This window comes from Faecalicoccus sp., assembly GCF_036552745.1.
Lineage (GTDB): Bacteria > Bacillota_I > Bacilli_A > Erysipelotrichales > Erysipelotrichaceae > Faecalicoccus.
The window spans coordinates 1-3,074 of the sequence record NZ_JAXKBY010000182.1; the positions used below are offsets into that span (position 1 = coordinate 1).

At 40.2% G+C, this 3,074-nt stretch carries 2 protein-coding genes; both read left to right on the plus strand.

The window, feature by feature from the left end:
- Window positions 1-174: 174 nt before the first annotated feature.
- Window positions 175-810, plus strand: coding sequence for a GyrI-like domain-containing protein (locus U0M88_RS08755; RefSeq protein ID WP_331869571.1), 636 nt, complete (start codon window positions 175-177; stop codon window positions 808-810).
- A 262-nt stretch (window positions 811-1,072) separates the two neighbouring features.
- The coding region (katG, locus tag U0M88_RS08760) for a catalase/peroxidase HPI (RefSeq protein ID WP_331869572.1) at window positions 1,073-3,074 on the plus strand (2,002 nt) is incomplete at its 3' end.

A 3,074-nucleotide genomic window follows, 5' to 3' on the forward strand; every position in this document is an offset into this window, starting at 1 on the left:
CTACTGGTTTTAGATGGTTCAAGAATGTTTCGTTGATCATAGGGAATCTCCTTTATATATCAAAGAATATCCCTGAATCTGACGCTATTCATGTTGAATCATCAACTTTTTAGTTGAATTTAGCGTATTAAAATAGTTTTTTTGATAGAAAGGATATAGAAAGAGGTTACATATATGCCATTTGATTATAAGAAAGAATACAAAGAGTTTTACATGCCGCCTAAAAAGCCGACGATCGTTGAAGTTCCTGCCATGAATTATATTGCGGTTCGTGGGCAAGGAGATCCTAATGATGAAAAAGGAGAGTATGCACAAGCGCTTGGTCTATTATATGGAATTGCTTTTACTATTAAAATGAGTTATAAAGGGGATCATAAAATACAAGGTTATTTTGAATACGTAGTACCACCATTAGAAGGATTTTGGTGGCAGGAAAACACGAAAGGTATGGATTATACCCGCAAACAGGATCTTTATTTTATTTCGATGATTCGTTTACCAGATTTTGTGACGAAAGAAGATTTTGACTGGGCTATACAGGAAGCAACTAAAAAGAAAAAGATGGATTTTTCTAAAGTTGATTTTTTAAATGTAACTGAAGGATTGTGCGTTCAATGTATGCATATTGGATCTTATGATGATGAACCGGATACCGTGAGTGCGATGCATCAGTTCGTCAAAGAAAACGGGTATACTTTAGATTTTAATGATCATAGATGGCATCATGAAATCTATTTGAGTGATCCAAGACGTTGTGATGTACAAAAGCTAAAAACGGTTATTCGTCATCCCATTCGAATAAGGGGGTAAAAAGATTTTTAAATAAAAATCAAATGAAGTTTTAAGGTCAGATTGCATATTCTGGCTTTTTTTATATGATGTATTTCAAAAGTTTGATTAACAAAAAGTGGAAAAAGAAGTGAAAGAACATAATTGTACAAAATTTGACATTCAAAGCATATAACTAGTAAAAAAGTAGTCAATGTGAAATAATCTAAATGACCCAAGAATAAGATGAGTCGAAATTAATAATATTATGTATGATTCCATACATATCGAAAGGAGTATTACAATGAAAGAAGAAATGAAATGTCCATTTCATCATGGAGAAAACATGGAAGTTCATGTAGGTTCGAATGTGGATGCAAAAGATCCTGTTCGTTCCTGGTGGCCTGATTCTTTAAATTTAGATGTCCTTGCCCAACAGGATCAAAAGATCAATCCGAATGATGCGGATTTTAATTATCGCAGGGAATTTGAAAAAATAGATTATCAGGCTTTGAAAGAAGATATTAAAAAAGTGATTCAGACACCACAAGACTGGTGGCCGGCTGACTGGGGACAATATGGCGGTTTAATGATTCGAATGGCCTGGCATAGTGCAGGTACGTATCGAATTTTCGATGGCCGTGGTGGCGCCGGTACAGGCAATCAGCGATTTGCACCATTGAACAGTTGGCCAGATAATGCAAACTTAGACAAGGCGCGTCGTTTATTATGGCCCGTAAAGAAAAAGTATGGAAAGCGTATTTCCTGGGCAGATTTAATCATCTTAGCGGGCAATGTAGCGTATGAGTCGATGGGCTTTAAGCCTCTTGGATTTGGCGGGGGCCGAAACGATATTTGGAACCCGGAAAAAGATATCAATTGGGGAAGTGAGACAGAGTGGCTGGCGCCAACAAAAGAGCGTTATGATAATGATGAAAACCGCAAAAGTCTAGAAAATCCATTGGCAGCCGTTCAAATGGGATTGATTTATGTAAATCCGGAAGGAGTCGATGGTATTCCCAATCCAGGTCGTACCGCGCAAGATGTTCGTGTGACTTTCCAGCGTATGGGGATGAATGATGAAGAAACGGTTGCTTTGATTGTAGGGGGTCATACCGTGGGGAAAACGCATGGTGCCGGCAGAGCCGAAAATTTAGGACCGGAACCAGAAGCGAATACTGTAGAAGGACAAGGTTTGGGATGGATCAATCCAAATCAAAAAGCGAATAATGTCGTAACGTCCGGATTGGAAGGCGCCTGGTCTTCGCAGCCGGATCGTTGGAATCATTCCTACTTAAAGCTATTATTTAAATACGATTGGGGTCTGGTGAAAAGCCCGGCGGGGGCTTTCCAATGGGAACCTGTAGAAATCGAGGAAGAAGACATGCCGGTGGATGCTGCTGATCCAACCATCAAAAGAAAACCGATGATGACGGATGCTGATATGGCCTTGCGATATGATGCGAAATATCGCAAGATCGCAAAACACTTCTTAGATCATCCTAAAGAACTTGAAGAAGCGTTTGCCAAAGCCTGGTTTAAATTAACGCATAGAGATATGGGACCGAAATCGAGATACGCAGGCCCGGAAGTACCAGAAGAAGATTTCTTATGGCAAGATCCCATTCCGTCAGGGGATTATACCTTGAGTGAAGAAGACATTGAACGTTTGAAAGAAAAATTACTACAATCTGGATTGTCTTCGTATGAGATGATTTCGGTAGCTTGGGACAGTGCTCGAACATTCCGTCAAAGTGACTATCGTGGAGGAGCCAACGGTGCACGTATTGCCTTATCGCCACAGCGATTCTGGGAAGCGAATGAACCTGCCAAACTGGATAAGGTGTTGCAGACATATCGTTTGATACAAAAAGAGTTTGATAAAAAAGTAAGTCTGGCGGATTTGATCGTATTAGCAGGCAGTGCAGCAATTGAACAAGCGGCCAAAGCCGGTGGTGTCGATATCAAAGTACCATTTGCTTCTGGACGTGGTGATGCGACACAAGCTATGACGATAGAGCGCTCTTTTGATGTCTTAGAACCTAAACATGACGGCTTTCGAAATTATGTACAAGAGGGCTTAACCAACAAGCCGGAAACATTATTGGTGGACAAAGCCAATCTTTTGGGATTAAGTGCACCCGAGATGACTGTATTGATTGGCGGTTTACGTGTGCTGGATGTAAACTATGGTCAATCGCAAGTTGGTGTATTGACAGAAAAACCTGGAGTATTGTCGCAGGATTTCTTTGTGAATTTAACGGACATGAACTTTAAATGGATTCCGCTGGAAGATGGTACATATC